This is a genomic window from Micromonospora sp. NBRC 101691, from assembly GCF_030269285.1.
GTDB lineage: Bacteria > Actinomycetota > Actinomycetes > Mycobacteriales > Micromonosporaceae > Micromonospora > Micromonospora echinospora.
Genome location: NZ_BSTB01000011.1, coordinates 132,390 through 156,878 on the forward strand (window position 1 = coordinate 132,390; position 24,489 = coordinate 156,878).

A 24,489-nucleotide genomic window follows, 5' to 3' on the forward strand; every position below is an offset into this window, starting at 1 on the left:
GGTGGGTCAGGCGGTCTTGCGCCCGATCACGGCCGAGTCTGCGTCGGTCAACGGCAGGACCGAGGTCTCGGTGAAGCCGGCCTCGCGCATCCAACCCTGGCAGTCCGCCCCGGTGTACTCGCCGCCGCCCGGGGTGACCAGCTGCATGTTGAGGCTGAGCAGCAGGTTCGCCGGCTCACGCCGGTCGTCGTCGATCAGGGCGTCGTACACCATGACCCGGCCGCCGACCGGCAGCGCCTCGTACGCCTTGCGCAGCAGGGCGATCCGCTGCTCGTCGTTCCAGTCGTGCAGCACGTGCCCGAAGATCAGGACGTCGGCGGTGGGGAGGCTGTCGTCGAAGAAGTCACCGGCGTGGAAGGTGACCCGGTCGGTCATGCCCAGCCGGTCCATGTGCTCGTCGAAGAACGGCTTCACCGGCGGCAGGTCGAAGGTGCCGGCGTCCAGCTGCGGGTGGGCCTTGGCGATGACCGCGGCGATGTTGCCCCGGGCCCCACCGACGTCCACGAAGGACGACACCTCGGTCCAGTCGAACTTCTCGGCCAGGGCCGGGCCGACCGCCGAGTTGGCACCGTCCATGGCGGACATGAAGTTCCGCACCGACTCCGGACGCGAGTAGAACTTGTTGAAGTCACGGTCGGTGTGCGCCTGCATGTCGCCGGTCTTCAGCAGGTCGGTCAGCTTGCCCCAGACGCCGTACTGCCAGGCGTGCATGCGGAGGAAGCCGCCCTGGTACGACGGGTGCTTCGGGTCGAGCTGGTTGGCGGCGGCGGCGCTGATCGCGTAACGCCCCTCGGCGTCCCGGTCGAGCACCTTCAGCGCGACCAGCGAGTCGAGGAAGTCGCGGCTGGCCCGGGGGTGCAGCCCGAGCGTCTCGCGGATCTCCGGCTCGGTCCGGCCGCCGTCGGCGAGGACGCCGAACAGGCCCAGCTCGACCGCGCTGAGGAAGGTCTTGGCCGACCAGTAGCCCGCCGCGAGGTCGAGGATCGACAGGTCAGAGTTCTTGGTTCCCATTGCGAAGGCTCCTTCGGAGTGTGGTGCGGGCCGTGGTGGTCGCCACGATGCTCGAAACGCTGGCAGCCGTTCCTCGACGAGGGATCGAAGACGACTGGGACGGTGCCGGTCAGAGGTCGACCCGCACCCGGTACTGGTCGAGCCACATGTTGAGCTGGAACAGCATCTCCACGTGGGTACGCGCCACCCAGGCGCGCGGACCGGAGATCAGGCTCTCCGGGTCGGCGGCGAACGCCTTCGCGGCGGTGGTGTCCACCAGCCCGGCGATCGGGGCGTCGCGGTCGGCGGTCAGCGCCAGGAGCTGGTCGCAGAGCGCCCTGGCGTACGCGGCGTCCTGGGTCACCGGGTACGGCGACTTCTTCCGGTCGACGATGGCCGGCGGCAGCACGTCCTTGACGGCCGCGCGCAGCAGGCTCTTTTCCCGCCCGTCGAAGCTCTTCTGCGCCCACGGCGCGGAGTAGACGTACTGCACCAGGCGGTGGTCGCAGTACGGCAGGCGCAGCGCCAGCCCGACCGAACCGGCGATCGACTCCGAGTGCGGGATCAGCGTCTCCAACCAGTTGGTGACGTTCAGGTACCACATCTCCCGCATGCGCTTCTCCTGGCCGGTCTCGCCCGGCAGCAACGGCACCCGGTCCATCGCCTCCCGGTACCGGCCGCTGGTGTAGCCGCGCATGTCGAGCCGCTCCAGCAGGCCCGCGTCGACCAGGTCGGTGCCCATGCCGTGCCTGCCGCCACCCCAGTGGGCCATCGCGATCCACGGGAAGGTCTGCGCCTCGATCAGCGGCGGCATCGACATCCACATGGTGCCGCCGAAGACACCGTCGGCGGCGTCGCCGAGCAGGGCCAGCGGGGTGTGCTCCTGCACCGCGCGGCAGAGCACGTACAGCGAGGTGTTCATGTTGCCCAGTGGGCTCGGCACGTCCTTGGCCCGCAGGGCATTCGCCGCCACGATCGGGTCGAGCAGGTCGGCGGTGTCCAGCACGATGTCGGTGTGCTCGGCGCCGATCGCGTCGACCAGTTCCTTGACGTACGGCGCGTCCGAGGAGCCCCAGACCTCGTCGGGGGTGAACTCCTCGGCCGAGCCGAACGAGACGGTGAAGGTGTGCAGCGGCCCCTCGCCGCGCTCCTTGAGCGCCCGCGCGGCCAGCGCGGTCACCCCGGAGGAGTCCAGGCCGCCGGAGAGCATCATCCCCAGCGGTACGTCCGCGGTGAGCTGCCCGCCCACCGACTGCTCCAGCAGCTCCCGGACGGTGGCCACGGTGGTGTCCAGGTCGTCGGTGTGCGGCTGCGCCTCCAGCGCCCAGTAGCGCTCCTCCCGGTGCCCGGAACGGGTGACCCGTACGACGTGGCCGGCGCGCACCTGGTGCATGCCCTTGAACACGCCGTGGCCGGGGGTGCCGGCGTAGGAGAGGATCTCGCGCAGGCCGTCGAGGTCCACCACGGCCTCGGCCTGCGGGTGGTCCAGGATCGCCTTGCGCTCGGAGGCGAAGAGCACGCCGTGCGGGGTCGGGTAGTAGAACATCGGCTTGTTGCCGAGCCGGTCCCGGACCAGCAGCAGCTCCTCGCGGCGGACGTCCCAGACCGTGAAGGCGTAGCCGCCCTCCAGCCTCTCGGCCAGCCCGGCGCCCCACTGGAGGTACGCGTACGCCACCACCTCGGCGTCGCCCCGGCTGCGGAACCGGTGCCCGTGCGACTCCAGTTCGGCGCGGAGCGCGGGCGCGTTGTAGACGTCGCCGTCGACGGCGACCACGGCGAGGACCTGGCCGTCCGCCTCGACGACGTACGGCTGCCGACCGCCGTCCAGCTCGACCAGGGCGAGCCGGCGGTGACCGATGGCGGCGCGCGGGGACGTCCAGACGCCCTCCGCGTCCGGCCCCCGGTTGGCCATCGTGGCGCTCATGGCACGGACGGTCGCCTGCGCGCGGGACAGGTCCCGCTCGTAGTCAACCCAGCCAGCGATACCCGACATGGCTCGTCTCCTCACGTTCGCGTCGTTAGGCGTGCAGCGCGGCCCCGGACCGGGGCGATGCGTCACGCCGCCCGGTCGCCTGCTCGCGGTCGATGCTCAGCGGCCCGTCTCGGGTCTGCCTCGGGACTCGGTCGAAGGTCGCGCACGTCGGTGTCGGCCGCCCGCCACCGCCCCGGCCGGGGCGGTGGCCGCGTCGAGCTTTCCTCCACGTCGGCTTGAGGCGACGCCGTGAGCATCGCTGGCGGAGTTCGTTGCCGGACGCGACGGAAGATGGCGAGCCGATGAGAGAGACAATTGCCCAGGCGCTGGCGGTGGTCGCCGTCGGCGGCAGCGGGATCGTGGCGGGGGTGTTCTTCGCCGTGGCGGTGAGCGTGCTGCCGACCCTTTACACCATGCCGGCGGGCAGCTACATCACCCTGCACCGCAAGCTCGGCCAGGGGTACCACCCGTCGATGCCGCTGATCGTCAACTCGACGATGTTCGCCGACATCGCGCTGATCTTCCTGGTCGAGGAGCCGACGACCCGGTGGCTGTTCGTCCTGGCCTCGGTGCTGGCGCTGGGCGTGCAGGGGGTGTCCCACCTCGGCAACGTCCCGATCAACAAGCGGGTGCTGGGGGTCGACCCGGACGCCGTACCGGACGACTGGGACGACCCCCGACCGCAGTGGCGTCGCCTGCACCAGCTGCGTACCGCGCTGGCGCTGGCGGCCCTGACGGTGACCGCGGCGGGCGTGGCGGTGCTGCCGTGACCGCGACCACGCCCGGCCGCGACGTGGCGACCCCGCCCCCGGCCGCACCGCCCGCCGCCCCGCCGCACGACGCCGCCCCGCCGGCCGCGCGGCGGCTCGGTGCCGCGCTCACCGTGGTCCTGCTGGCCACCTTCATGACCAGCTTCGACACCACCGGCGTCAACATCGCGGTGCCGTCCATCCAGGACGGCCTGGGAGCGAGCTACGGCTCGATGCAGTGGGTCCTCGCCGGCTACACCCTGCCGTTCGCCCTGCTGCTGGTCACCGGCGGTCGGATCGGGGACGCCTTCGGCCGCAGGCGGGCGTTCCTGCTCGGCCTCGCCGGCTTCACCGTCGCCTCGGTGCTCGCCGGCGTCGCCGGGGACGTCGGCTGGCTCGTCGCCGCGCGGGTGGTGCAGGGCGTGGCCGCCGCGATCATGGGTCCGCAGGTCCTCGCGGTCTTCCAGGTGCTGGTGCCGCCGGCCCGCCGGGCCCCGCTGCTGGCCGTCTACGGCCTGGTCATCGGCCTGGCCACGGTCTCCGGTCCGATGCTCGGCGGCATCCTGATGGGCGCGGACCTGTTCGGTTGGGGCTGGCGGACCATCTTCCTGATCAACCTGCCGATCGGCCTGGTCGCCTTCCTGGGCGGGCTCGTCTGGCTGCCGGAGTCCCGCGACGAACGGGGGCGCGGCTTCGACCTCGGCGGCGTCTTCCTGGCCGCCGCCGCCCTGCTGCTCCTGCTGCACCCCCTCATGTACGGCCGCGAGCTGGGCTGGCCGTGGTGGTCCTGGGTGTGCCTGGCCGCCGCCGGCCCGGCGTTCGTGGTGCTCGTCCGGTTCGAGCGGCGCAAGGAGCAGGCCGGCGAGTCACCGCTGGTGGCGTTGCACCTGTTCGGGCAGCGGACGTTCACCGCCGGGGTGCTCGCGAACATCATCGTCGCGGCGCTGATGTCCGGCTTCTTCCTGACCTTCGTGGTGTTCCTCCAGAACGGTCTGGGTTTCACCGCCGAGCGCACCGGCTGGACGGTCGCGCCCTGGGCGGTCGGCACCGCGCTCGCCTCGATGGTGGCGATCCCGCTGGCCCGGACCGCCGGGCGGACCGCCCTGGTCGTCGGCGCGGTCCTGATGACACTCGGCATGGCCGGGCTGAACGCGATCGTGGTCGTCTCCGGCGACCGGCTCACCTCGCTGCCGATCGTGGTCAGCCTCTGCGTCGTCGGCGTCGGCATGGGCCTGGTCAGCGCGCCGATCCTCAACGTCACCCTGGCCGGCATCCCGCACGTCGACGCCGGGTCCGCCGCCGGCATCTTCTCCACCGGCAAGCAGACCGGCGGGGTGCTCGGGGTGGCGGTGACCGGCGCGGTCTTCTTCGGCCTCCTCGCCGACCAGGACACCGCCAGCCGGGCCCGCTTCGTCGACGCGATGGGCTGGACCCTCGGCGTGCAGGTGCTCCTCTGCCTCCTGGTCGTCGCCCTGGTCTACGTCCTGCCCCGCAAGGTCGACGCCGCCGCCCGCTGAGCCGCCCGCTCCTGCCACGGCACCGACGGACGCGTCCCGCACCTGTGGACGCGTCCGTCGGTGCGGCAGCGTGGTGCCGACCCGCGACAGACACGTCGCCCTAGCCGTCACGTTCTGACGCTGACGCTGACCCCTGGCTCTGGCGCTGGCCCGGCGAGCCGACCTCCTGGCATGCGCCGTCACCCTGAGTGTTCGGGGCTCCGCCGACGCTGGTTCTCGCTCAGAGTGGCTCTTCGCCCGGCAGCGCCGACCGCCCGTTCCCCTCTGCTCCGCACCCGCATGGGCGTCAGGGCATGGAACAGGGATGTCGGGTGTCCGCGGACGTCGGCGCAGGGGACCCTCCGCTCACGATGAGTGCCTGGTGCGGACAGGGGCGCAGAGCAGAGGACGCGCAGAGATCACGACAGCGAGCGGCCGGGCACCTCGGGGAGGGTGCCCGGCCGACGGGGGACGCGGGGGCGGGTCAGCGCGACGCGGCGACCTCCGGCGCGCGGCGGCCGGTGCCGGCGGACCGGCGGAACGGCAGCCGGACCAGGGTGACCAGGCCGACGACGAGACCGACGAACATGATGATGCCCCACAGCGAGTCCGGCACCTGGCGGCTGCCGAGCATCGGCATCAGCAGCAGCAGGGTCAGCGCGGCCAGCCCCGGCCAGCGCTGGTCGAACGGCACCGACCGCCACCGGTCCCGCCCGCGGGCGGCGAGGACGGCGAACCAGGCCGCCGGCACGACGAGCAGCAGCGCCCAGAAGCCGGGCAGCCGGATGCCCTCGCCGAGCAGGTCCTTCGCCGGCGGGATGCTCAGCGTCAGACCCACCCACCAGTACTCGATGACCACGAAGACGGTCAGCGCGAGCGCGGTCGCCCACAGGACGCCCCGTGACCGTTCCCGGCGGAACGCCTGCTCGACGATGTCGATCGCGTTGAACGGGCTGAACAGCCGGGACCGCCGCCGCAGCAGCAGCATGGGCAGGGCGGCGACCTCGAGGCCGCCGTACCGCATCACACCACAGAGCAACACGCCGATGGTGGTGTAGACGGCGAGCGCCTGGTGCATCGGCGCCGAGCCGATGCCCATCGGGTAGAGCATCATCGGTAGTTGCAGCAGCGCCGACGGGATCCACGGGTTGACCCCCCGGAACCGCTCGATCCGGCCGAAGAACCAGATGACCGCGGTGTAGACGGCGGCCACCACCACGAACCAGACCGCCATCATGGCCAGGCCGGAGGCGTCGAGGGCCTTGTCGATCCGGTACCAGAGGCTGCCGACCGCGATCAGCGCGTACAGGATGCGGAACCAGCTCGCGACCGTGCCGACGTCGCGGCCGATCACGAAGCGGGATTCCCCGGGTGTCTCCGCCCGGTCCACCGCGGCGGCGGTGGCTCGTGTGTCAGGGGTCATCAACAGAATCCTTCCGTGGACACCCCGGCTCGGCCGGGGAGGGAACGGGCCTCGTGCGGGGCCGGACCGGGGGCAGCCGGTCCGCTGCCGGACGGATCGGTGGCCGGCCGGGCGGGACGGGGCCGGCGGGGGGCTTACAACAGTGGGCCGACGGCGATCGCGCTGAGCCCCAGGGCGACGACGACGAAGACCGTCCGGACCGAGTTCCACCTGCCCCAGCGCACCCGCGGGTTGATCTCTTCGAAGTTCTCCGGCAACCGGTCCGGGTCGAGGGTCTTGAGCCACCGGTTGATCGGGACGTTCTTCGTCAGCGAGATGACCATCGCGCCGAGGAGCAGGACGGCGGACATCCCGAAGCCGATCCGGGACACCGGTTCGTCCACCAGGACGGCCAGGAGCAGGTCGGCGACCAGCGACGTGATCATGCAGATCGGCATGAACGGATCGAAGCGGGTCACCAGGAACTGGTGGATCGGCACGTACTGGTCGGTCGGCAGTCGGAGCAGCAGCGGCACCCCGCCGAGCACGGTGATCATCAGCCCGCCGGCCGCCATCCCGGTACCCGTCAGGGTGATCGGGACCAGGAGCTGGGTCCAGGTCATCTTGTTCTCGCTTCCAACCCGAGGGTGGCTCGACCACAGTGGTCGATCCGGCTTCGGGACATCCTCGGACCGCCGTCTCGACGCCAACTCCGAAACGGCTGGAGAACCGGGCGGCCGGGCGTCCTTCCAGGTGCCTTCGAACCGTTTTCGAGAGCCGGCCGCCACTGTCGGTCCGGACTCAGACGACATCGGCGCGACCCGCTCGGACAGCCCTGCACGGTCGACGGCGGTGGTCGGGCCCGGAGCGGGAGAGAGGTGACCGCGATGGCAGCGACTGACGCCGCGATCGTGAGGTGGGCGGTCGGACCGGCGGAGCGGGACGACCCGGGGACCACCGGCCGCGCGGCGACCGTCGCGACCGTGCTCGACCGGCTCGGCCCGACGGTACGGCGGGGCCGGCGTACCTCGCTCGTGCTGACCGGCACGAACCCTCCGGCCGGGTACGAGGGCGGGGTCACCTCGGCGTGCGTGCCGCCGGGCGCCGCCGGGGCGACGGTGTTCGTACCCCGGCTCTGCGCGGCGCTGCACCACGCGGCGACCCGGCTGGCCCGGACCGAGGCCGACCTCGTCCTGGTCGCGGCCGAACTGGAGGACGAACCGGGGCGGTGGCTGGTGGTGGCGCTGCGCCGTCTCGCCGAGTCCTGGTCGCCCGACGAGCCGCCGCTCGCCGTCGTCCGGGCCACCGACGACCTCACCGAGGCCGACCGGTCCCGCTCCGGGGTGCTCCGCCCCGGCGACCTGCGACGCATGCTCACCGACGGCTGCCGTCGCCCGAACCCGGTCGCCGACCAGCGGGCCCCCACCCCGGTCGCGCTGCCGGACATCTCCCGGCGGGGGAGTTCGGTCGTCCTGCTGCCGCCCCCCGGGCCGGTCCGCCCGTCCGGCGATCCGCTGGTGATCCGCTGGTCGGCCGTGGACGAGGCGGCGGACCAGCGGCGACGCCGGGCGATGGGGCGACTCGCCCGCTTCGGGGGCGACCTGTTCGGCGACGACCGGCGGCGGATCGGGACGCTGGCCCGCCAGGCCGCCCGCCGGGCCGGATCCGGCGGGATGCGCGGCGCGGTCGTGGCGGCCGACGCCGCCGAGGTGACCGAGGCGGTGGAGCGGCACCGGGCCACCGCGCCGAAGGGCCGCCCGGTCGCGTTGCTCTTCCCCGGCCAGGGCGCGCAGTACCCGCGCATGGGCGCCGGGCTGTACGGCCACGACCCGGTCTTCACCACCGCGATGGACACCTTCTTCGCGCTCTGGGGTGACGGCGGGGACCGGCTGCGCGAGGAGTGGCTCTCCGACGACCCGAGCATCCCCTTCGACGACGGCTCCCGCGCCCAGCCGCTGCTGTTCGGCGTGGGCTACGCGCTCGGCGCGATGGTCCGCTCCTGGGGGGTCCGGCCGGTCGCCCTGCTCGGGCACAGCGCGGGGGAGATGGTCGCCGCCACCCTGGCCGGGGCGTTCAGCCTGCCCGCCGCCGTCCGGCTGATGCGGGCCCGGGTCACCGAGGTTCTCCGTACCCCGCCCGGTGGCATGCTCGCCGTCGCGGCCACCGCCGACGAACTCCAGCCGTACCTGACGCTGGACCCGACCGGGCAGGTCGCCGTCGCCGCCGTCAACGCGCCCCGGCAGACCATGCTGGCCGGCCCGGACGAGGCGCTGGCCGTGGTCCAGGAGAAGCTGCGCGAGCAGGGGTACGTCTGCCGGCTCGCCAAGGCACGCCAGGCGTTCCACAGCCCGGCGGTGCGCGACGCGTCGCTGGCCACCCGGCACGCGGTCGAGGCGGCCCGGCCCGGCCCGCCGGTCGACCCGGTCTACTCCGCGTACGTCGGCCGGAAGCTCGACGCCGCGACCGCCGGCGACCCGATGTTCTGGACCACCCAGATCGCCGACCCGGTGCTGTTCTGGCCGGCGCTCGACGCGCTGCTCGCCACCGGTGACCTGCTGATCGTGGAGGCCGGAGCGGGTCAGGGGTTGACCAACGTGGCCCGCCAGCACCGCGCGGTGCGGTCGAAGGCCAGTGACGTGGTGGCGTTGCTGCCGGCCTCGCCCGGTGCGCCGGTCGCCGACCGCCGGAGCGTCCTCGCCGCCGCCGCCCGGATCTGGGCCGAGGGCCACGAACTCCGGTGGGAGGCGGTGGACGGCACGTCCACCCGTCCCTGACCGACCACCCCGATCGATGCTGCCCGTTCCCGGAGGTTGCCCATGCTGTTCGAAAGCTATCTGAACTACGACATCGAGGCCGCGCTCTTCCTCACCCTGCTGTGGGGCACGAGCGCGGTCCTGGTGGCCCGCAGACCACGGCACCGCTCCGACCGGCGGGGCCGACGGCGGGCCACCTTCATGCTGGTGCTGGTCGCGCTCGGCTGGCTCGGCGTCGCCGCCCGTGTCGTCACCACCCTGCTGATGGGCAGCTTCGGCTATCTCTTCGTGGCCGACCGGGTCGCCGTGGCGCTACCTCTGGTGATCCTGCCCGCCCTGGCGGTGCTGGTACTGGCGGTTCCCCGCTGGCGTGCCCACCGGCGGAACCCGTCGGCCGAGACCCGGCTGGCGACCTTCGCCCCACAGGCGGTGGTGCCGTTCCAGGCGACCGCGCTGGGCGCGCTGGCCGGCTTCGTCACCGCGATCATGGTCACCATGGGCCCGCCGCAGCTCATCCCGATCCTCACCGTCTACGTGTCCTTCCTGACCATCCTGGTCGGACTCTGGCTGTGGCAGCAGCACCGGTACCTGGTCGCGGAGCGGGGCGGGCCGGTCCAGCGCACCCGGCCGGTCCGGGCGCTGCGCGCGGTCGCCGTCGCCACCGGGTTCGTCCTGCTGCTGGTCGGCGGACTGAGCCTGGCGGCCAACGAGACCGTCCTGCCGGGACGGATGAACATGACCGACCACGCGCACGGCGGCGTCTCCGCGGCCGGCGCGCACGGTCACTCCGCCGGCCGTACGGTCAGCGTGGCCGACCTGACCGGGCCGCGCAGCGAGACGCCGGACCGTCGGTTCACCCTGGTCGCCGAGGCGAAGAAGCTGCGGCTGGCCTCCGGCCGGGAGGTCGACGCGTGGCTGTTCAACGGGCAGAGCCCCGGGCCGGAGCTGCGGGTCAAGCGCGGTGAGCTGATCGAGGTGACGGTGCACAACAAGGTGCCGGACACCAACGTGTCGGTGCACTGGCACGGAGTGGACGTGCCCAACGCCGAGGACGGCGTCGCCGGGGTCACCCAGAACGCCATCCAGCCCGGTGGCACGCACGTCTACCGGTTCCGGCCGGACGAGGTCGGCACCCACTGGTACCACTCCCACCAGCAGTCCTCGGTCCAGGTCAAGAAGGGCCTGTTCGGGCCGCTGATCATCGAGCCGGAGCAGTCGGACCTGGCCCCCGGCACCCAGGATCTGATCATCTCCACGCACACCTGGTACGAGGACGAACTGCCCCTGGAGCCGCCCGCCATCGGCACCGTCGACCAGCTCGACCGGCGCCGGACGACCCCGGGCACCCCGGTCCGGCTCCGTCTGATCAACACCGACGGCGCCACCCACCGGTACTCGCTGACCGGCACCCCGTTCACGGTGGTCGCGATCGACGGCAACCCGATCAACGAGCCGACCGAGGTCGCCGACAGACAGATCGTGATCGGCGGCGGTGGCCGGTACGACCTGGAGTTCACCATGCCCGCCCAGCCGGTACGCCTCACCGAGCTGCGGCGCTTCGGCAAGGAACTGCGGGTCGTCGACGGCGGTCTGCTGCTCAGCGCCGACGGCACCGGCGACGTGCGGCCGGACAAGCCGCAGGAGGCGTTCGACCCGACCACGTACGGCTCGCCGCTGCCCACCCCGTTCGGCCGGGACAGCAAATTCACCAAGACGCATTCGCTGGTCTTCGACAACGAGCTGTGGTTCTACGACGGGAAGTTCACGGTGGTCTGGGCCAGCAACGGCATGGCCTTCCCGAAGGCCCCGTCGCTCACCGTCCGCGAGGGTGACCTGGTGAAGGTGCGCTTCGCCAACCGCAGTCACTTCGACCACCCGATGCACCTGCACGGCCACCACGTGCTGGTGCTCAGCCGCAACGGCAAGCCGGCCACCGGCAGCCCGCTCTGGTTGGACACGGTCAACGTCGAGGTGGGGGAGATCTGGGAGGTGGCCTTCAAGGCCGACAACCCGGGCCTGTGGATGGACCACTGCCACAACCTCGACCACGCCGCGGCCGGCATGATGTCCCACGTCATCTACGAGGGGGTGACGACGCCGTACGAGGTCGGCCACGACACCCCGAACAAGCTGGAGTAGCGGACCGTCGGCGGCGGCCCCCGGCCCGACGGCCGGGGGCCGCCGCCTGAACGCGTGTAAAGGTGATGTGTGTCAATGTAAAGTTCATCGATGTGAAGTGACGGGTCGCTGGGCGACCTGCCGAGGCAACGCCGCCTCCACTTACGGAACCGACGATGCCTGGGAGAACACATGAACGAACATCGGGAGGGCCGGCTACGGACGCGTTGGCGGCGGACGGCCCGGACCGTCGTCGCGGCGGCGGCCGCTGTCGGAATGGGTGTGCTGTCCATCGGGTTCACGGCGGGTGCGGCCAACGCGGGCGTCAGCTCCGCCGACCGGGGCACACCGACCGCCTCGCTCGCCGCCGCGCCGGTGTCCCGGATCGCGACGGGCGATCTGCACACCTGCGTGACCCGTACCGACGGCACACTCTGGTGCTGGGGCAACAACTTCTACGGCCAGCTCGGCGACGGGACGAGGACGAACCAGACCTCTCCGGTCCGGACCGGCGACGCCACCACCTGGGCACGTGTCGACGCCGGCAGCAGCAACACCTGCGCGGTACGCACCGACGGCACGCTCTGGTGCTGGGGCAACAACGTCAACGGGCAACTCGGCGACGGCAGCACCACGAGACGGACCAGCCCGGTCCGGGTCGGCGACGCCACCACCTGGGCCAACGTCAGCACCGGGGCCAACCACACCTGCGCCGTCCAGACCACCGGCACCCTGTGGTGCTGGGGCCTGAACCGGCACGCGCAGCTCGGTATCGGCACGTCTCCCCAGCTGACGACCACCCCGGTGCAGGTCGGCACGGCGACCACCTGGGCGAGCGTCACGACCGGCTACGCGCACACCTGCGCCATCCGCACCGACCGGACCCTGTGGTGCTGGGGCAGCAGCTCGGACGGGCAGCTCGGTCTCGGCATCCGGGACTACCGGGCGACACCGACGCAGGTGGGCACCGCGACCACGTGGACCGGCGTGACGGCCGGGTACGCGCACACCTGCGCGGTCCGCGCCGAGGGGACGCTGTGGTGCTGGGGCGAGAACGGCTACGGCCAGGTGGGCGGGGGCAGCGGCTTCCAGACCACCCCGCTCCAGGTCGGCACCGCCACCACCTGGGTGAGGGTCGAGACGGGCATCGACTCGTCCTGCGCGACGCGCACCGACGGCAGCCTGTGGTGCTGGGGCAACAACACGTCCGGACAGCTCGGCGACGGCACCACCACCCACCGGTCCACCCCGACCCGGGTCGGCACCGCCACCACCTGGGCGGACGGTGCATCCGCCTCCTACCATGCCTGCGGGGCGCGTACCGACGGCAGCCTGTGGTGCTGGGGTGACAACTCGTTCGGGCAGGTCGGCGACGGCACCACCACCCACCGGTCGACCCCGGCGCAGGTGGCCCTGCCGGCCTGACCGCCGCTGCTGGACCTGTGCCGGCCCGCGTCGCCGCCGACACGGCGGCGACGCGGGCGCTCCTCCAGCTGCTTGCAGGTCACGCAGCGCAGTCCCCGGGTGGGGCGGGGCGCAGGATCCGCGAGGCCACCCCTAGCCGGGCCGTACGCACGGGTCGGTGACCTGGTACGTCGGGCTCTGCGCCGTTCGTCCGTCCACGGCGGTCATCCGTACCGACCAGGTCAGGGCCGTCGCACGTAGCCGTCCCACGGTCGCCTGGGCGGACGCCCCGTCCACGGTCATGGCCTGGGTCGACGTGGCGCCCCCGACGGGCGTCCACCGCACCTCCGCCTGGCCGACCGCGGCGCTGCCGGTGGCTCGGACGACCAGGCTGTAGGTGTCCTGACCGCAGCGTACGTGCGCGCTCGCCGACACGGTGAACGCCCGGCGCGGGGGTGGCGTGGTGGTCGGTCGTGCCAGGGCCGGCGCGGTGGTGGGGGCGACTGTCCTGCCCGGAGCGGTGGTCGGCGCGGCGGCCCCCGGCCGGGAGCCGGGCGCGGGGGGCACGGCAGCGGTGCCGGTCGCGCCGGGTCCCGGTGCCGTCGCGGCGGCGGTGCCGGTCGCCGTGGCGGTGACGACAGGAGTGGTCGCCGCCGGGACCGCCGCAGCCGTCGTCGCCGTCGCGGACCTGCCGGTGGTCGCCCCGGACGTGGCCGCCACCTGTTCGGCCCGGCGTCCGGGGGCGAGCGCCCAGGTGCCGGCGAGGGCGAGGAGGACCAGCAACCCGGCGGTCGCCGCCAACCGCCGTCGTCGTCGCCGGTCGTGGGTGGACGCCGAGGTCACCCGGGCGGGGTGGGCCGCCGCACGGGGCGGTGCGACGCCCCCGGCCAGGGTGGCGGCGGACCGGGGGGCCGAGTCGGCTGCCGACCCTGCGGCGGCCCGGTCGCCCGCTTTCCCGGTAAGCCCGTTCCGCGGCTCGGCGGCGGGCGCGTCGTCCTGCCCCGCAGCCGGTCCGGGAGGTGGCGTGCCCTCTGCGGACCCGCTCGGCCCGGTCGTCGCCGACGGCGCGGTGGTCGCACCGGGAGAACTCCCGACGTCGGCGCTGCCGCCGGTCGCGTCGGTCACCCCGCCGGTCGTGTCGGTCCCCTGACCGTCGACCGCGCCGGTCACCCCGTCGTCGGTCAGTCCGCCGTCGGTCGTGTCGGTCATCCCGCCGTCGGCCGCCGGGCCGTCGGCCGCCCCGCCGTCGGCCGCCCCGCCGTCGGCCGCCCCGCCGTCGGCCGCCGGGCCGTCGGCCGGACCGGCCCCGGCCAGCCTCGGCCAGACCGTGTCGGCGACGACGAGGAACCCCGGAGCCGTGTAGGCGGACAGCAGCGCCGCCGGGTTGAGCTGTTCGCGTCGGAGCAGGCCACACGAGGCGCAGTTGTCGATGTGCCGGGCGACCCGCTTGCGCAGGGTCGGGGTCAGCGTGCCCTGCCAGCCGTCGATCGTCTCGGCCAGGGCGGGGCAGTCCCGGGCACCGCTGCGGGCCACGAGCAACGCGCCGAGCGCCCGTTCGAGCTGGGTCCGGGCCCGGGACAGGCGGGCGTGCGCGTGGTTGGCGGGCACCCCGAGGGCCGCGCCGATGTCGGCGGAGGACAGGTCGTGGCGGATCGCCAGGTGGACCACCTCGCGGTCGCCCGGGTTGAGGGCGGCGGCTGCGGTGTGGACGAGGTCCCTTACCTGAGCGGTGTTGACGTCGGTGCCCGGGTCGGCGGTGTCGGCCACCGGCTCGGCCGCCTCGTCCAGGGGCGCGGCGCGGGACCGGTCCCGGATCTGCCGGAGGCACTCGTTGCGCACGATCGCGTACAGCCAGGGGCGCAGCCGGTCGGGGTCACGGAGTTGGTCGATGCGCTGGCTGGCGGTGAGGAACGCGTCGTGGACGGCGTCCGCGGCGGCCTCCGGCTCGCGCACCAACACCCGGGCGTACGTGTAGAGCCGGTCGGCGTACCGCCGGTACAAGCCTTCCAGACCGGCCCGCTCGCCCCGGCGTACCGCCTCGACGAGAGTCCGGTCGTCCTGCGCCGCCGTGTCCATCCGTGACCCCCACTGCTCGTCGACCATTCTCAGTGAAGCGGCCGGAAAAATTCTCCGGGGTTTTCTGTTGGCATCCCGACCCGTCCGGACTCACACCGGTGTCAACCCACTGCGGACACCGAGGAGAACCCGTGACACCCACACTTTCCGCCCGCCGACTGTTCACCGGCTCGCGCCGCGTCCTGGTCACCGCCGTCGTGGCGGCGCTCGTCGGCGGACTCGCCGCGCCCAGCGCGGCGGGAGCCGCCGTGTCGGCACCCGCCGGCCGGACCGACGCGGCCGGCAACACCGCCGAGAGGCTGGACTTCCAGGTCGACCCGAGGTTGCCCGTGCCCCGGCTGCCGGTCGACCCGGTCGGTCGGCTCGGCACCGACCGCCAACTCGGCGTGGTGGCCGGGCCGGACGGTTCGCCGGCCGGCCTGGTGCTCGACGAGGTGATGGTACGGACGTCCGACCAGGCCGAGTTGGACGCCTTCCTGACCCGCTGGGACGGCCAGGTGCTCGACTCGTTCCCGGCGGACGAGCAGGGACAGGACCACCTGGTCCGGGTGGACGTCGACCGCGCCGATCCGACCAGACTGGTCGCCGACCTGCTCGCCGCCGAGCCGGGTCAGTCCGGTGTGTACCGGGTCGGTGACGAGCGGACGCTGCGCCTGATCGCGCTGGCCGCCGCCGAGTGGCGGGCCGGGACCGAGCTGGTCCTCGACTGGCTGGTGGAGCCGACCGGCATCGTCGACGGCAAGGTCTTCGAGTCGCCCACCATCAACAAGAACGTCTTCGACTGGTCGTACATGGGGTCGGGCAACGCGATGGACACCGGGGTCGCCAAGGCCTGGCAACTGCTCCAGGCCAAGGGCAAGCTGACCCGGCAGGTGAAGTACCTGGTGCTCGACGGCGGGTTCCACACCAACCCGGACTTCCCCGCCAAGGTGACGCTGTACACGGCGGAGTGGGGCAAACCCAACCCGAGCAACTGCACGAACGGCACGCCCTGTCCGTGGCACGCCACCGATGTGGTGCTCGCCGGGATGGGTCAGGTCGACAACGGCTACGGCACCGCCGGGCCGGCCGGGCCGGTGGTCGACGAGCTGGTCGCCGTCCGCAACGGCAACGACTACTGGACGAAGCTGCGCCGGCTGGAGAAGGCCGCCGAGGCGACCCGCCCGGACGTGGTGAACCTCAGCTTCGGCCGGGACGTGACCCTGGGCAAGACACACGCCCGTACCTGGACCGACCGGCGGATGAAGCACGTCCGGGACACCGGGGCGCTGATCGTGTCGTCGTCCGGCAACAACGGCAAGAACATCGACGGCAACACGCTCTACGTGCCCTGCGAGAGCGTCCACGTGATGTGCGTCGGCGGTGTGAACACGTGGGACGCGACGGTGTCGGACAAGTCGAACTACGGCACCAGTGACGTGACCACCTCGGTGGAGATCTACGGCCCGATGTGCGTCCAGGTCCTCCTCGACCCGGCCCAGCCGGGCGTCAACGAGACGGAGGCCCGGTGCGGCACCAGTTTCGCCGCGCCCTTCGTGGGCGGGGTCGCCGCCCTGGTCATGGCCGCCAACCCGGAGCTGACCTCCGCCCAGGTCCGCGACATCCTCAACGACACCGCCCACGTCGGCGGGCTCGGCTGGAAGGTGACCGGCAGCCAGCGTCGGATCAACGCGCTGGCGGCGGTCGCCAAGACGCTGGGCGTGAAGCCCTCGGTGAGCATCAGCATGCCGCAGACCAAGCAGCAGTTCAGTGTGGGCCAGTCGGTGGACCTGTGGGGCACGGCGACCGACTTCGCCGGCAAGCAGCTCCCGCTCACCTGGACCAGCAACGTCGACGGACACCTGGGCAACGAGTCCATGACGTTCGTGCCGTCGCTGTCGGCCGGCACCCACGTCATCACGGCCAAGGCCACCGACAGCCTCGGGCAGACCGCCTCGGCGACGGTCACCGTCACGGTGGTGGACAGCCCGGCGACCGCGGCCATCATCTCGCCGCCGGCCGGGCTCAAGCTCCCCGCGGGGCAGGCCGTCAGCCTGGTCGGCACCTCCACCGACCCGGACACGTTCGAACCGGTGCCGGACGCCCAGGCATCCTGGACGGTCCGGCGGGGCAACGAGGTGGTCTTCCAGAAGGGCGGCCACCAGACCACCCTCCCGGCGGGCACGGCCACCCCGGGCACGTACACCGCGACGTTCACGGCGGCGGGGGCGGTCGTGCAGCGCGTCTTCACGGTCACCGCGGTACCCGCCGGGCAGACCCGGCCGACCGCCACGATCACCCAGCCGGCGTCGACCCTGAAGCTGTCGACGATCGACGCCGGGCCGGAGTCGGTGGCCCTCGCCGGCACCGGCACCGACGCGCAGGACGGAGCGGTGCCGGGCACCCGCTACCGGTGGACCGCGTACGGCGACGGCGGGGTCAAGAAGGTGCTCTGCCAGGGCAGCGCGGTGCCCACCGGTGGCCCGATCGACGACGTGGTCCTGCCGAAGAACTGCGCGAGCTTCACCGGTGAGCTGTCCCCACTGGAGAGCGGGACCACCGTCACCACCTGGTCGGTGTGGCTGGAGGTCTTCGACTCGACCGGCCTGGTCGGCGTGGATTCCGTGCTGGTCGAGATCCAGACGGTCGCGCCCTGACCGGTCATCCGTACCACCCGTGGCCCCACACCGCGTCGCCGGTGTGGGGCCACGGGGCGCCGTGCCGGGTCAGCAGCGCTGACGCTGGCCCGAGTAGTGGACGCCGACCTTGCCGATCACGGTCATGTCGGTGAGCGCGGTGTTGGCGGAGCGGGCGACGTAGCACGAGTACCGGTGCTGGTTGATCACCTCAAGGTGGATGTGCGCGCCGCTGTCGCCGTTGACCTGGTAGCAGCTGGAGTACCGGAACCGGCCGGTCTCGCCGAGCTTGGTCCACGGGCCGACCGAGGCGCCCACCACGATGTTGCTGGGCTTGTTGGCGACGTGCATGACGTCGGCCCGGGCGATGATCGCCCCGGTGGCGGTGTCGCGTGCCTCCAGCCCGATCCGGTAGCCGCCGTCGGCGAGGTTCCCGGTCGCGCAGCCCGGCCGTACGGTCACCACCTTCACCGCGATCGCGTGCCCGGCGGCGGACTTGGTGCCGAAGGGGGAGACGACGGTGGCACCCGGGTTGCGGTAGATGTCGACCGACCAGTCGTTCATGTACCCCCAGTTGGAGAAGACGACGTGGTGTCCGCCGGGCCCGGAGAGGCCGAACCGGTCCCAGGTGGACGAGCCCTGGATCGGCGGATAGACGTTGACCGGGTCTGCCGTGGCGTGCGCGCTGGCGGGAGTGGCCGACGCGACGGCGGCGCCCACGGCGAGCACCAGGGCGGCAGCCGCGCGGGCAAGACTGAACTTCACCATTCCTCCAAGGGGTACCGGCGGTCGGGCCGGTGTCGACGTCCGATTCGGGTGGGCCCGAACATCGGCGCGATCCTATATCGAGAAAGATCGTTCACGCGGTGGCCCCGGCGTGCCGCGGGTGGCGGTCCGGGGGCGCGCAGGTGTCGGGTACGCGGGTGTCGGGTGCCGGTCCGGCCCGTCTCCGTGCCCCCGGTCCGGATCGGAGGCGAATCGGCGAACCGATTGACTTTCGATAGGTTACGAGTGATAGTCGATGCATGTTAGCCGAGCATCGAGCGGTGGCCCCGCTCAGAGTCTTCCTCGTGGTGTTGTTCGGGATCCTGGTCCTGTTGCAGACCTTCTCGCTGCCCGGACAGTTCGCGCACATGGCCGAGGAGTCCCCGGACATGGCCTACCTCCGGTGGCCGATGACCGCTGTCGCGGTCTTCTGGGTGCTGTGCGTCCAGGTGGTGATCGTGGCCACCTGGAAACTGCTCACCCTGGTCAAGCACGACCGCATCTTCAGCGACGTCGCCCTGCGCTGGGTGGACGCGATCGTCTGGGCGATCACCGCCGCCTGGGCGGTGCTGGTGGGTGTCTTCCTCTTCGTCGGTTTCAACGCGTCCGATCCCGGACTGCCGCTCCTGCTGTTCCTGATGGTGGTGGGGGTCGCCGCGCTGGGACTGCTGATGGTGGTCATGCGGGCGCTGCTGCGGCAGGCCACCACCCTGCGGACCGACATGGAGGCGGTGATCTGATGCCCATCGTCGTCCGCATCGACGTCGAGCTGGCCAAACGCAAGATGAGCGTCGGTGAGTTCGCCGAGCGGGTCGGGCTCACCCCGGCGAACGTGGCCGTGCTGAAGAACGGGCGGGCCAAGGCGGTCCGGTTCAGCACCCTGGAGGCGATGTGCCGGGTGCTCGGCTGTCAGCCCGGTGACCTGCTCGAGTGGGTCGAGGACTGAGCCACCCCGGCACCCCACTCCACCCCACCGCCGCCGCCGCTGTCCTGCGTCGTGGCGATGCGGAACCACGATCCGGCCGAGCCCGCCCGCCGGCACGTTCGGCGGCGGGCTCGGCCTCTGCGAAGGAGACCTCATGAAGTACGTTCTCGCGGTCGTCGCCCTCCTCGCCGTCGCGCTCGGGCTCGCCGGCGTCGTGTACGGGGAGGCCGACGACTCGCCGGGCCTCCAGCTCCTGGGCGCCCTGCTCGTCGTCGGCGCGGTCGGTTACGGTGTCCGGCTCGCCCGACGCGGCGGATAGCGGTACGCGCGTCGCCGCCGCCCCGCCTACCCGTGGTCCCCGGCGGCCGGGTCGGCGTCGTCGACGTCCCGTGTCGCGAGCGCGAAGTCGTGCGCGAACTCGACCGGCTCCGCCAGGTGCAGGGTGGTCATCGGCGTCTCGGCCAGGGGCGGCGTGTCGAGCGTGATCGAGTAGCGCGTGCGCACCACCGTGTCGTCCGTCCCCTCCTCCTCGATCTCGACCAGGGCGGGCGGTTCGCCGGGCGACCAGTGGCCGGAAGCGGTCCAGACGTACCGGATCTCGATCTCGTCGTCTCTCGGGCAGGACCAGTCCAGGTGGCTGACCGTCCCGCCGCCGACGTTGGCGCAGGCGCTCCAGCCGGTGCCGTCCGGGCGGAGACAGAGCCAGCTCGACTCCATCGCCCCGTAGTCGTACGGGCCGGTGTCCCACCGCCCGACGAGGTTCTCGTCCCGCATGCCCAGCATGATCGCAGGCGCGTCAGGGGGCGAGGCGCCGGCCCGCTGAGGTGGTTGCAGGGGCACCTTCCTACCGTCTGGTGATGAGCAGGGGGCCCCTGCACACACTGCAACCAACGGCGCGCCGGGCACACGACGGCACGCCGGAGCCCGACGGACTCCGGCGTGCCGGTGGTACGGGTGGGAATCAGTCCAGGACGATCAGATCCCGGTCCAGGGTGGTCAGCATGGTGTTGCCGTCGGCGGTCATCAGGAACGGGTCCTCGACCTGGACGGCCCCGAGGCCGAACTCGTAGTACGGCGTCTCGATGTTGACGACGACCCCCTCCTCCAGGGTGTCCTCGTTCTCCGGCGTGATGTTCACCCGGTCGTACAGTTCGACGCCGATGCCGTGGCCGACGTGGTTGCGGCGGTAGTGCGGCACGCCCGCCTCGTGCACCGCGTCGACCACGAGCCGGAACAGCTCGCCGCCGGTCATCCCCGGCTTGGCCTCCTCGAACGCCCGGTCGCAGCCGGCCTTCATGGCGGCGTAGTACGTCACCAGCTTCTCCGGCGGCTCGCCCAGGTTGACCACCCGGGCGATGTCGGCCCAGTAACCGTCCACCACGCAGCCGACGTCGAACCAGATGGCGTCGCCCCGGTGCAGCGCCACGTCGCTGGGGCGGGTCTGGCCCCACACCCCGGCCCGGCCGATCTTGATGTGGCTGAACTTGGCCCGGCCGCCCGCGCCGGCCACCGCCCGTTCGAACTCGCGGACCAGCTCCCGCTCGGTCACCCCGGGCGCGGCCAGCGCGCCGACCGCCTGGATGCCGATCTCGGCCACGTGCGCGGCGGCGGTGACGCTGCGCACCTCCCGCTCGGTCTTGACCTTGCGGGCCCAGCGCAGCGAGTTCGACGCCATCCGCACGTCCAGCCGGGGCAGCTTCTGGCGCAGCGCGTCGACGTAGCCGTGCGCCACCCCGTCCTCGTCGAGGCCGATCCGGGCCTCGGCGAGCCCGGCCCGGCGCAGCGTCTCCACCAGGGCGTCCATCGGGGTCGGCACCACCGGGGCGTCCACCGACGTGGCGACGAGCTTCTTCTCCCGGTCGGTCAGCGCGACGCCGTCGGGCAGCTCCCGGTAGAAGACGCCGTAGCCGATCGCGCCGGCGATCTCGACGGACGCGTCCAGCGCCTGGTCGATGTCGCACCGGGAGGCGACGAAGTGCGGCCGGTCCAGGGCGTCCCGGGTGACCACCGCGTACGCCTGGCCGGTGTGCGGGAAGATCTCCAGACCGACGGCGGCCACGCCGGTCAGGTAGTAGACGTTCTCGATGGTCGTGGCGACCAGTCCGTCCAGGCCCTGCTCGTCCATGAACCGGGCCAGCCGGTCGAGGTTGGCGAACACGTGTCCCTCCTCAGGCACTCGTGACCAGGCGGGACACCTGCTCCAGCGTCATCGACGGCCAGGCCGGGTCCTTGGCGGCGGTGACCAGCAGCTCCGTCGTGGTGAGCGCGGCCACCTGGTCGCCGAGGCCGTGCGCCCGCAGCCACTCGTCGTCGTACGACTCGCCGAGGTAGTTCCCGCCGTCGTCGGGGGCCACCGCGACGATCCGGGAGCCCGGGTTGTGGTGGGCGTGGTGCAGCGCCCCGAAGACCGCCGCCCCGGCCGACTCGCCGACCAGCAGCCCTTCCTTGCGGGCCAGCAGCCGGCTGGTGGCGATCCCCTCGTGGTCGGCGACCAGGTGCACCCGGTCTACCAGTTCGGTGGTGAGGTTCTCCGGCTTCCAGGCGATGCCCAGGCCCCGCATCAGCCACGTCTCGTACGGGAACCCGAACGCGCTCGACCCCTTGGCGTCGACCCCCACCGTGACCACGTCCGGCAGCTTCTTCTTCAGGGTCTCGGCCAGCCCGCTGATGTGCCCACCGGTGCCGACCGCCGCGACGAGCGCGTCGAACTGGCCGACGTCGTCGAGGATCTCGTACGCGGTCTGCTCGGCGTGGATCTTCGGGTTGGCGGGGTTGTCGTACTGGTTGGGCCAGAACGCTCCCGGCGTGGACGCCAACAGCTCGTGCACCCGGTTCAGCCGGGGCCGCTGGTATCCGGTCTCGTCCGGCTCCTTGACGATCTCCAGTTCGGCGCCGAAGGCGGAGACGTACTCCACCATGGACGCCGGGGCCTTCGGGTCGGTGACCAGGATGACCCGGTACCCGCGGGCGGCACCGATCAGCGCGAGTCCCTTGGCGGTGTTGCCGGAGGAGGACTCGATGATGGTGCCGCCGGGCTTGAGCCGCCCGTCGCGCTCCGCCTCCAGCACCATGGAGAGCGCGGTACGGTCCTTGACGCTGCCGGCCGGGTTGCGGGACTCGAGCTTGAGCAGGATCTCCGAGCCGTTGTCGACCCGGAGACGGTTGAGCCGGACCACCGGGGTACGGCCGATTGTGTCCAGAACACTGTCATTGATCATGTCGTACCCCTACGCCGTGAAGTCGCCGATGCGAGCGGATTGGTGACGGTCGTGCGGGGAGCGGTCGACGCGTGTGCCGCTCAGGAGGCGGCGTTACAGCGCCAGCCGTACCCGGTAGTGGTGCAGCCAGAGGTTGAGCTGGAGGGTCAGTTCGGCCGCCGCGCGGGCGAGCCGGTCCTTGGCCAGTCGCGGCGCGTCCTCGGCCAGCGCCTTCGACGCCTCCAGGTCGATCAGCGGACGGACCGGGGCGTCCGGGTCGGCGAGAATCGCCCGGAACTCGTCCTGGAGCCGTTGCGCGTAGCTCGGGTGGTTGCTGACCGGCGTGGCGCTCTGCCGACGCTTCAGCACCTGCTCGGGCAGCAGGTCGGCGACCGCCGCGCGGAGCAGGCTCTTCTCGATGCCACCGTGGTGCTGGTACGCCGCCGGGATGTTGTAGGCGTACTCGACGAGCTTGTAGTAGTTGATCGGGGCGCGGGTCTGGAGCCCGGCGGCGGCGAACACCGACGAGTCCAGCGGACCCCGGGTGAGCACCAGGTACGAGACGCGGCGCATGTTCCGCTGCCACTCGTCCTCGCCCGGCAGGTACTCGATCTCGCCGATCGCCTTCTGGTACTCGTCGGCGTAGTAGTTCCGCAGGTCCAACGCGGCGAGCGTGTCGGCGTTGAGCAGCGCGGTGCCGAAGCCGTTCGCCGCGCCGAAGCGCTGGGCCAGCGCGATCCACGGGAACGTGCCGGACTCCACCAGGCCCTGGTCGGTGGACCAGCGGGCGCCCTGGAAGAGCTGGTCACCCGCGCCGCCGGTGAGGACGATCCTGCCGCCCTGCGCTCCCGCGTGCTGGATGAACAGGTACTGCGACGTCTCCATGTCGTAGATCCGGGTGGGGGCGTCCTTGGCCCGCAGCATGCCCTGCCGGATGATCGGGTGCAGGATGTCGGTCGACTCCAGCTCGACCAGGTTGTGCACCGAGTCGATCATGTCCGCGACGGCCTGCGCGTACGGCGAGTCACGGGTGTCCCGCATGACGTCCGCCTCGAACTCGCTGGACTTGAAGTCCACCGTGTACGTCCGCAGCTTGTCGCCGCCCCGGCGGCGCAGCTCGGCCGCGGCCAGCGCCGCCACCGAGGACGAGTCGATGCCGCCGGAGAGCGTCGCCACCAGCCGGGACGTGTCCGTCGGCAGGGTCTCCCGGATGCTGTCCTCCAGCATCCGGCGGACGGTGGCGGTGGTGCTCTCCAGGTCCTCCTCGTGCGGGCGGGAGGAGAGCTTCCAGTACGTCCGCCTGGTCCAGCCGGTCCGGCCGAAGCGGGCGATCTCGGCGCCCTTGACCGACTCCAGGCCCTTGAAGAGCGGGCCCGGGGGCAGCGCGTGGGAGATCGCCTCGCGCAGCCCGGAGGCGTCCAGGACGGCGTCGACCTCGGGGTGCGCCAGCAGGGCCTTGCGCTCGGTGGCGAAGATCAGCCCGGTGGAGGTGTGGGTGTAGTACAGCGGCTGCTGGGCGAGCTGGTCCCGGGCCAGCACCAGCTCCTCGGTCCGCGCGTCCCAGATGACGATCGCGAACGGGCCGGCCAGCCAGGGGATGAACTCGACCCCCCACTGCGCGTACGCGGCGGCGATCAGTTCGACCGCAGGGGTCTCCGGGGCGAAGCCCCGTCCGGCCGAGCGCAGTCGCTGCCGCAGGTCGTCGAGGTGCAGCGGGGCGCCGGTCACGGCGGCGACCACCGGGGCGCCGTCGACCTCGGTGACGAACGGCTGCCGGCCGCCCGCGCCGTCCGCGTCGAGGGTGCGGTAGCCCAGCGCGGCACGCGGCGAGACCCACACCGCCTCGCCGTCCGGGCCCCGCTGGGCCAGCGTCGCCGTCAGCATCGTGACGACGGGTCGGTCCAGGACCAGGTCCCGGGTGAAGTCGATCCAGCCAAACACGCCAGACATGGAGCTACCTTTCCGCGCTGATCGAGGTGGGGGAGAGGGCGGTTGCCGGTGGCGACGCCACCGGCAACCGGATTCGC

Annotated in this window: 19 protein-coding genes; 9 read left to right on the top strand and 10 right to left on the bottom strand. The window is 72.3% G+C overall.

Annotation, left to right across the window (positions count from 1 at the left end):
• Positions 1 to 6: 6 nt before the first annotated feature.
• Positions 7 to 1,011: a methyltransferase gene (locus tag QSK20_RS18330; protein WP_285789807.1), complete on the bottom strand. Its 1,005-nt coding sequence runs from the start codon at positions 1,009 to 1,011 to the stop codon at positions 7 to 9.
• Positions 1,012 to 1,120: 109 nt separating this feature from the next.
• Positions 1,121 to 2,983 carry an asparagine synthase (glutamine-hydrolyzing) gene (asnB, locus tag QSK20_RS18335; protein WP_285789808.1) on the bottom strand — a complete coding sequence of 621 codons (1,863 nt, stop codon included), beginning with the start codon at positions 2,981 to 2,983 and terminating at the stop codon, positions 1,121 to 1,123.
• A 281-nt stretch (positions 2,984 to 3,264) separates the two neighbouring features.
• Here asnB and QSK20_RS18340 point away from each other — a divergent pair, with 281 nt between their 5' ends.
• Both QSK20_RS18340 and QSK20_RS18345 read left to right on the top strand, forming a co-directional pair.
• Entirely contained in the window at positions 3,265 to 3,732 is a 468-nt protein-coding gene (locus tag QSK20_RS18340; protein WP_285789809.1) for an anthrone oxygenase family protein, read from the top strand.
• Positions 3,729 to 5,228 (top strand): MFS transporter, encoded by a 1,500-nt coding sequence (locus QSK20_RS18345; RefSeq protein ID WP_285789810.1) that lies wholly within the window; start codon positions 3,729 to 3,731, stop codon positions 5,226 to 5,228. The genes QSK20_RS18340 and QSK20_RS18345 overlap by 4 nt, the downstream gene beginning before the upstream one ends.
• 463 nt (positions 5,229 to 5,691) lie before the next feature.
• Here the strand turns inward: QSK20_RS18345 and QSK20_RS18350 are convergent, their stop codons facing one another.
• On the bottom strand, positions 5,692 to 6,630 hold the full coding sequence (locus QSK20_RS18350; RefSeq protein WP_285789811.1) for a DUF6410 domain-containing protein: 939 nt from the start codon (positions 6,628 to 6,630) through the stop codon (positions 5,692 to 5,694).
• Positions 6,631 to 6,764: 134 nt separating this feature from the next.
• Positions 6,765 to 7,232: an anthrone oxygenase family protein gene (locus QSK20_RS18355; RefSeq protein ID WP_285789812.1), complete on the bottom strand. Its 468-nt coding sequence runs from the start codon at positions 7,230 to 7,232 to the stop codon at positions 6,765 to 6,767.
• Between the two features lie 264 nt (positions 7,233 to 7,496).
• Here QSK20_RS18355 and QSK20_RS18360 point away from each other — a divergent pair, with 264 nt between their 5' ends.
• The 3 genes from QSK20_RS18360 to QSK20_RS18370 all read left to right on the top strand — a co-directional run bounded on the left by QSK20_RS18360 (position 7,497) and on the right by QSK20_RS18370 (position 12,905).
• Positions 7,497 to 9,383, top strand: coding sequence for an acyltransferase domain-containing protein (locus tag QSK20_RS18360; RefSeq protein WP_285789813.1), 1,887 nt, complete (start codon positions 7,497 to 7,499; stop codon positions 9,381 to 9,383).
• A gap of 42 nt (positions 9,384 to 9,425) precedes the next feature.
• Positions 9,426 to 11,501 carry a multicopper oxidase family protein gene (locus QSK20_RS18365; RefSeq protein WP_285789814.1) on the top strand — a complete coding sequence of 692 codons (2,076 nt, stop codon included), beginning with the start codon at positions 9,426 to 9,428 and terminating at the stop codon, positions 11,499 to 11,501.
• Between the two features lie 171 nt (positions 11,502 to 11,672).
• On the top strand, positions 11,673 to 12,905 hold the full coding sequence (locus QSK20_RS18370) for an RCC1 domain-containing protein (protein ID WP_285789815.1): 1,233 nt from the start codon (positions 11,673 to 11,675) through the stop codon (positions 12,903 to 12,905).
• A gap of 132 nt (positions 12,906 to 13,037) precedes the next feature.
• Here QSK20_RS18370 and QSK20_RS18375 read toward each other — a convergent pair whose 3' ends face one another.
• Positions 13,038 to 14,960, bottom strand: a complete 1,923-nt coding sequence (locus QSK20_RS18375; protein WP_285789816.1) for an RNA polymerase sigma factor — start codon at positions 14,958 to 14,960, stop codon at positions 13,038 to 13,040.
• Between the two features lie 131 nt (positions 14,961 to 15,091).
• Here QSK20_RS18375 and QSK20_RS18380 point away from each other — a divergent pair, with 131 nt between their 5' ends.
• Positions 15,092 to 17,596, top strand: coding sequence for a S8 family peptidase (locus QSK20_RS18380; RefSeq protein WP_285789817.1), 2,505 nt, complete (start codon positions 15,092 to 15,094; stop codon positions 17,594 to 17,596).
• A gap of 69 nt (positions 17,597 to 17,665) precedes the next feature.
• On the opposite strand, the gene QSK20_RS18385 is transcribed toward QSK20_RS18380, so the two are convergent.
• On the bottom strand, positions 17,666 to 18,340 hold the full coding sequence (locus tag QSK20_RS18385) for a hypothetical protein (RefSeq protein WP_285789818.1): 675 nt from the start codon (positions 18,338 to 18,340) through the stop codon (positions 17,666 to 17,668).
• Between the two features lie 281 nt (positions 18,341 to 18,621).
• Here QSK20_RS18385 and QSK20_RS18390 point away from each other — a divergent pair, with 281 nt between their 5' ends.
• The 3 genes from QSK20_RS18390 (at position 18,622) to QSK20_RS18400 (ending at position 19,584) form a co-directional block, all read left to right on the top strand.
• On the top strand, positions 18,622 to 19,080 hold the full coding sequence (locus QSK20_RS18390; RefSeq protein WP_285789819.1) for a DUF2975 domain-containing protein: 459 nt from the start codon (positions 18,622 to 18,624) through the stop codon (positions 19,078 to 19,080).
• Positions 19,080 to 19,286 carry a helix-turn-helix domain-containing protein gene (locus QSK20_RS18395; protein WP_088985077.1) on the top strand — a complete coding sequence of 69 codons (207 nt, stop codon included), beginning with the start codon at positions 19,080 to 19,082 and terminating at the stop codon, positions 19,284 to 19,286. The genes QSK20_RS18390 and QSK20_RS18395 overlap by 1 nt, the downstream gene beginning before the upstream one ends.
• 133 nt (positions 19,287 to 19,419) lie before the next feature.
• Complete coding sequence (locus QSK20_RS18400; RefSeq protein ID WP_285789820.1) at positions 19,420 to 19,584, top strand: hypothetical protein; 165 nt, start codon at positions 19,420 to 19,422, stop codon at positions 19,582 to 19,584.
• 26 nt (positions 19,585 to 19,610) lie between these two features.
• Here the strand turns inward: QSK20_RS18400 and QSK20_RS18405 are convergent, their stop codons facing one another.
• From QSK20_RS18405 to QSK20_RS18420, 4 genes are all read right to left on the bottom strand, one after another.
• Complete coding sequence (locus QSK20_RS18405; RefSeq protein ID WP_285789821.1) at positions 19,611 to 20,039, bottom strand: hypothetical protein; 429 nt, start codon at positions 20,037 to 20,039, stop codon at positions 19,611 to 19,613.
• A 187-nt stretch (positions 20,040 to 20,226) separates the two neighbouring features.
• Positions 20,227 to 21,423: a M24 family metallopeptidase gene (locus QSK20_RS18410; protein ID WP_285789822.1), complete on the bottom strand. Its 1,197-nt coding sequence runs from the start codon at positions 21,421 to 21,423 to the stop codon at positions 20,227 to 20,229.
• Between the two features lie 10 nt (positions 21,424 to 21,433).
• Complete coding sequence (locus QSK20_RS18415) at positions 21,434 to 22,483, bottom strand: PLP-dependent cysteine synthase family protein (protein WP_285789823.1); 1,050 nt, start codon at positions 22,481 to 22,483, stop codon at positions 21,434 to 21,436.
• 93 nt (positions 22,484 to 22,576) lie between these two features.
• Complete coding sequence (locus QSK20_RS18420; protein ID WP_285789824.1) at positions 22,577 to 24,412, bottom strand: asparagine synthetase B family protein; 1,836 nt, start codon at positions 24,410 to 24,412, stop codon at positions 22,577 to 22,579.
• Positions 24,413 to 24,489: the final 77 nt, after the last annotated feature.

Coding starts and splice junctions, on each gene's coding strand:
- QSK20_RS18415 (WP_285789823.1), bottom strand. CDS start 22,483: ATGATCAATGACAGTGTTCTGGACACAATCGGCCGTACCCCGGTGGTC.
- QSK20_RS18355 (WP_285789812.1), bottom strand. CDS start 7,232: ATGACCTGGACCCAGCTCCTGGTCCCGATCACCCTGACGGGTACCGGG.
- QSK20_RS18340 (WP_285789809.1), top strand. CDS start 3,265: ATGAGAGAGACAATTGCCCAGGCGCTGGCGGTGGTCGCCGTCGGCGGC.
- QSK20_RS18420 (WP_285789824.1), bottom strand. CDS start 24,412: ATGTCTGGCGTGTTTGGCTGGATCGACTTCACCCGGGACCTGGTCCTG.
- QSK20_RS18330 (WP_285789807.1), bottom strand. CDS start 1,011: ATGGGAACCAAGAACTCTGACCTGTCGATCCTCGACCTCGCGGCGGGC.
- QSK20_RS18375 (WP_285789816.1), bottom strand. CDS start 14,960: ATGGACACGGCGGCGCAGGACGACCGGACTCTCGTCGAGGCGGTACGC.
- QSK20_RS18365 (WP_285789814.1), top strand. CDS start 9,426: ATGCTGTTCGAAAGCTATCTGAACTACGACATCGAGGCCGCGCTCTTC.
- QSK20_RS18350 (WP_285789811.1), bottom strand. CDS start 6,630: ATGACCCCTGACACACGAGCCACCGCCGCCGCGGTGGACCGGGCGGAG.
- QSK20_RS18360 (WP_285789813.1), top strand. CDS start 7,497: ATGGCAGCGACTGACGCCGCGATCGTGAGGTGGGCGGTCGGACCGGCG.
- asnB (WP_285789808.1), bottom strand. CDS start 2,983: ATGTCGGGTATCGCTGGCTGGGTTGACTACGAGCGGGACCTGTCCCGC.
- QSK20_RS18405 (WP_285789821.1), bottom strand. CDS start 20,039: ATGCGGGACGAGAACCTCGTCGGGCGGTGGGACACCGGCCCGTACGAC.
- QSK20_RS18370 (WP_285789815.1), top strand. CDS start 11,673: ATGAACGAACATCGGGAGGGCCGGCTACGGACGCGTTGGCGGCGGACG.
- QSK20_RS18395 (WP_088985077.1), top strand. CDS start 19,080: ATGCCCATCGTCGTCCGCATCGACGTCGAGCTGGCCAAACGCAAGATG.
- QSK20_RS18400 (WP_285789820.1), top strand. CDS start 19,420: ATGAAGTACGTTCTCGCGGTCGTCGCCCTCCTCGCCGTCGCGCTCGGG.